General features: G+C 73.1%; 3 protein-coding genes. All 3 read right to left on the reverse strand.

Features of this window, described 5'->3' with window-relative positions; genetic code table 11:
- Positions 1–50 precede the first annotated feature (50 nt).
- The gene (locus ACTIGN_RS16845) at positions 51–1,511 is read right to left on the reverse strand and encodes a hypothetical protein (protein WP_439625881.1); all 1,461 of its coding nucleotides are present in this window, start codon (positions 1,509–1,511) and stop codon (positions 51–53) included.
- 94 nt (positions 1,512–1,605) lie between these two features.
- A complete protein-coding gene (locus ACTIGN_RS16850) occupies positions 1,606–2,712 on the reverse strand; it encodes a rod shape-determining protein (RefSeq protein WP_439625883.1) in 1,107 nt (368 codons plus the stop codon).
- Positions 2,713–2,753: 41 nt separating this feature from the next.
- The gene (locus ACTIGN_RS16855; RefSeq protein ID WP_439625885.1) at positions 2,754–3,845 is read right to left on the reverse strand and encodes a hypothetical protein; all 1,092 of its coding nucleotides are present in this window, start codon (positions 3,843–3,845) and stop codon (positions 2,754–2,756) included.
- Between the last annotated feature and the right edge of the window lie 239 nt (positions 3,846–4,084).

Raw genomic sequence — 4,084 nt, forward strand, 5'->3', positions numbered from 1 at the left:
CGGGTGGCACGAGCCACCCGCCCCGCGGACGTTTCTGGTTCACCCACGCATCAGCGGTACAGCGAGAACGGGCCGAACGTAGTGTACGCCCCGAAGTTCGCGCCCGCGCCGCCGACGCCGTACCCGCCGTAGCTGTACCGGGCGAACGCCGGTTCGATGTCGGTCGCCGGCATCCCCTCGGCCCGCGACGTGCCGCCCTGCACCCGGTTCGCGGCGACCTGCACCGGGACGCCCGCCTTCGTCAGCGCCGCGATCACCGTCGAGGTGCGGCGCAGGTCGAGGGCGGGGTCGCCGGTCGGTTCGACCTTCACCGGCCCGCGGGTCTGGTCGAACCGCCGCGCGATCCCCGCGACGTGCCGCTCGCCCGTCGGGTTCAGGCGGTCCGTACCGGCGTCGAAGTCCTCGCGGTAGATCACCGTCGACTCGTCGAGCGCGTTGGCTCGCTGGGTCGCGAACGCGGCCCGCGCCGACGCGCCGACCGGCGGCGGGACGGTCGCCGGGACGCACACGCAGCACGAATGCCCCTTTCCGTGCCGGCACTTCGCACACGACGCCCCCGGCTCCTCGGTGGCCACGACGGTCGATTCGTCCGGCTGCGGTGCGGCGGGAACGGTGACGGGTGCGGGCGGCGCGGGGATGCGAACGGTCGGGATCACGGCCGGCGTCGGACTGGTCTGGGCGACCGGGGCCGGCGGAACGCGGGGTGCGGTCGGCACGACCGGCGTTTGTGCGGCTGGGACCGGCGCGAGGAGAACCGGAGGCGAAGGGACGCTCGGCAACCTCACCGCCGCCGGCGGAGGGGCCGGGAGATCGGCGGCCACAGCCTGCGTCGAACCGGCCTCGATGACCACCCGCGGCTTCGCGAGCGCCGATTCGGGCGGAACCACCACGGCCGGCGGTTGAACCGTCGGGGTGGTAACAGCGACTGGCGGGGCCACGGGCTTCGGCAGTTGCGGGGGCGGCACGGTCGCGGCTACGGAGGCGAGCGGCCCTTCGGGCACCGCCGCTTGCGTGGTCGTCACCGGGGTCACACCCGCGGGCGGCAGCGGCGCGAGCGGCATCTGCTCGCGGACGAACTCGACGGGCGTAGTCGGTGTGGCCGCAACCGGCTTCGCGGGAACGGCAGGCGCGGCCGTTGCGACGGCGGGATTCGGGGGCACGCTGGGCGCGGTCGCGACCGATGCGGTCGGCGCGGCGGGCGGCACGGGAACGCCGGGGAGTACGCCCGGCTTCGCGGCGACCGGGGCGTTGTGCGACGCCGGCGTGACCGGGGACGGATCGCGGGCGGCGACCGGCGGGTCGGCCGGTTGCACGGGCACGCCCGGGATCACGGTCGGCGGGAGGTACGCGGCCGGCGTCGGACCGGTCACCTCGTACACACCGGGCGTCCCGCTCGACTTCACCACCAGCGGCGGCTTCGGCGGCTGTGCGGTCGCGTACACGCCGAGCCCGCCCAGGCCGATGAGGGCCGCGATGGCCCGGCGCGCCGTCCGACCGGTTCCGTTCGTCATCGCAGTTCCCTCACCCTGTCTCGGTGGCACAGGCCTCCGGCCTGTGAAGGCGGGACACGGGCCTCCGGCCCGTGCCACCGTCGTGACGCACGCCTCACGCCGCGGCGGCCATCGGCACGGCCTTCGGGGCCGGGGCGGCAGCTTTCATTTTGGCGGACAGCGCCGTCCACCCAGCGGCCGGCATGTTCATGGCGAGCTTCAGCGCGCCGACGGACCCGGCGTGCGTCGCGTCGGTCACGCGGGTCACGCGGCCCCCGCCGTACTCGGCCAGTGCGACCTCGATGACGCGGTCCAGCCCCTTGAGCTGGCTGCCGCCGCCGCCGAGGATGATGTTCTGCCGCAGCCGCTGCTGGAACTCGGGGTCGAACTTCGCGATCAGATTGCACACCGCCTCGACGACCGGCTTCACGAGTGCCGAGCACGCGGCCTTCAGCGGCTCGGTCACGTCGATCGGGGTCGGCTTACCGTCGACGGGCAGCGACACGACCGCCTTCTCGCCCACGTCGCTGACGAACCCGTACTTCTCCTTGATCTCGCGGACCATGTTCCGCGACGCCTGGACCCGCGGGTGGCGGGCCTTCAGCAGCTTCTCGAACTCCTCGTCCACCGCGTCGCCGCCGATGGGCAGCGTGACCTGCTCGTCGTCGGCCGGGTACACGCCGTAGATCGGGCAGATGTCGATGGTGCCGGCCCCGATGTCGATGACCAAGGTGTCGGTCAGGCGGTTCATGCCGTAGGCGATGGTGAACGGCTCGGACACGATGGCGACCGCGTCGAACACGCCGGCCGCCGCGTCCATCACGAACTGCTTGTTCTTCATGCCGGCCTGCGACGGCACGCCGATGACACCGTACACCGGGGCGCCCGCGTCGCCGCGGCTCGGGTTCACCATGCCGACCGCGTACTCGATCACGAGCTTGGTGGCGGCCGCGTGCTTCTCGATCTGCTGCGCGGTCAGCCCGCAGTTGGCCGCGTCGCCGTACTTGAGCACGCCCTTCTCGAACGGGCGGACGACGTCGAGCGCGAGCCGGTGCTCGGCGAGGTCCTTGCCGAACACCACGTCGCGGCCCAGGACGGTGCGGGCGATGTGGTCCTTCGGCCACCCGACGGCCGTCGGGATCACGTCGCGGTAGCCCGCCGAGCTGGCGACCGAGGTCTTGAACGTGCCGAGGTCCATGCCGACAAACACCGGGTTCGCCATCGTCCGTCCTCCGTGTGAAAAAATGTCTCGTGGAACGCGGGTTATTCGGCGGCCGGCGCGCCGTCGGCCGGGCCGGCGAACGCGGCCTGGAGCGCGAGGTTCTGCGACAGGATGAACTCGAGAACCGCGGTCTGGTTCTCGGCCTCCTGCTGCTTCTTCTGCTCCTGCTCGTCGTGGTAGCTCGGGCCGAGGTCGAACTTCTCGGCGAGGTCCGGCCGCGGGCCGGCGTACAGGCCGTTCGAGAGAACCACGCCGTCGAGCGGCCGTTGAGCGGGCGACGGAAGCTCGAACGTTGCGGCCGCAGCGGACGCCTCCACTTGCTTCTTGCGGCTCGTCCTGAGCCAGCCCATCAGCCCGACGCCGAGACCGAGCGCGCCGACGCCGAAGCCGAGCAGCGATTCCGGCGCGAACCCGGTGCGGGCCGCTTCGACCGGCGCGGGCACGACCGGGGCCGCGACCACCGGGGCCGGGGCCGCGACCGGAGCCGGTTCGCGGACGACGATGATCGTGGGCTGGAGCGGGGCGGCGGGTTGGGGTACGGCGGCCGAGACCGGTGCGACCGCGTGCGGTGCAAACGCCGGCAGCGAGCCCGGAACCGCAACCGTCCACGGCGGAACCTGCGGGTAGTACGCCGGCTGAGCCGGAGCCGATGGTGCGGGGACCGTGACGGTGATCGGGAAGATCGCCCGCGGCTCGGGGTGCGGCGTCGGGGCCGTCATCCAGTTCCCGACCTGCCCGAGCAGCACCGCGGCCGCGGTCGAGACCCGGCGGGTGTCGTCGCGGACCGTGGCGAGCGTGTCGACGACCGCGTCGGTCACCCGCGTATCGGGAACGACCGGGACCGCCGGCGTGCGGGCCTCGACCTGCAAAACGGGCGGTTCGAGCGGCGGCACCATCTCGACGGCCGGGGGCCGCATCGCGGGAGCCGGCGGGGTCATCGGGCTCACGCGGACGGTGCCGTGGAACCGCTCGATCTCGGGCTGCGGCTGCGGGGCCGCGACGGGCTCGGTGTGGACCGCGGGCAATACGGGAAGCGGGGCCGGCGGCTCGGCGGCCGGCGCGCGGTCGGCGACGAGTGCGGCGAGCCCGAGCGCGAACGTCCCCCCCAGGCGGGGCCAGAATTGCGGGCTCATCCGTGACCCTCCGGGGTGGCGCGGCGGCACCGGTGCCGATCCGCTTCGTCGTGGGAGTGGTATCGGCTCGCCCGCGGGAAGAATCCACACAATCCGGGCGACCGCTTCAACCGCTACCCGCCCCCCAGTTTGCCGGGCCTTCTCCGTCGCGCGGCACTTCACCGCATGGGTTGCACTGTTGAGTCGTTCGCCCCGCGCGGGCCGCCACGGAGGGCGGCCCCTACAAACCAAAAGCAAAT

It is taken from the genome of Gemmata sp., from assembly GCF_051859125.1.
Lineage (GTDB): Bacteria > Planctomycetota > Planctomycetia > Gemmatales > Gemmataceae > Gemmata.

Bases quoted from the DNA above. Each gene is read 5' to 3' on its own strand.
- ACTIGN_RS16845 (WP_439625881.1), bottom strand. From the start codon at position 1,511: ATGACGAACGGAACCGGTCGGACGGCGCGCCGGGCCATCGCGGCCCTC.
- ACTIGN_RS16850 (WP_439625883.1), bottom strand. From the start codon at position 2,712: ATGGCGAACCCGGTGTTTGTCGGCATGGACCTCGGCACGTTCAAGACC.
- ACTIGN_RS16855 (WP_439625885.1), bottom strand. From the start codon at position 3,845: ATGAGCCCGCAATTCTGGCCCCGCCTGGGGGGGACGTTCGCGCTCGGG.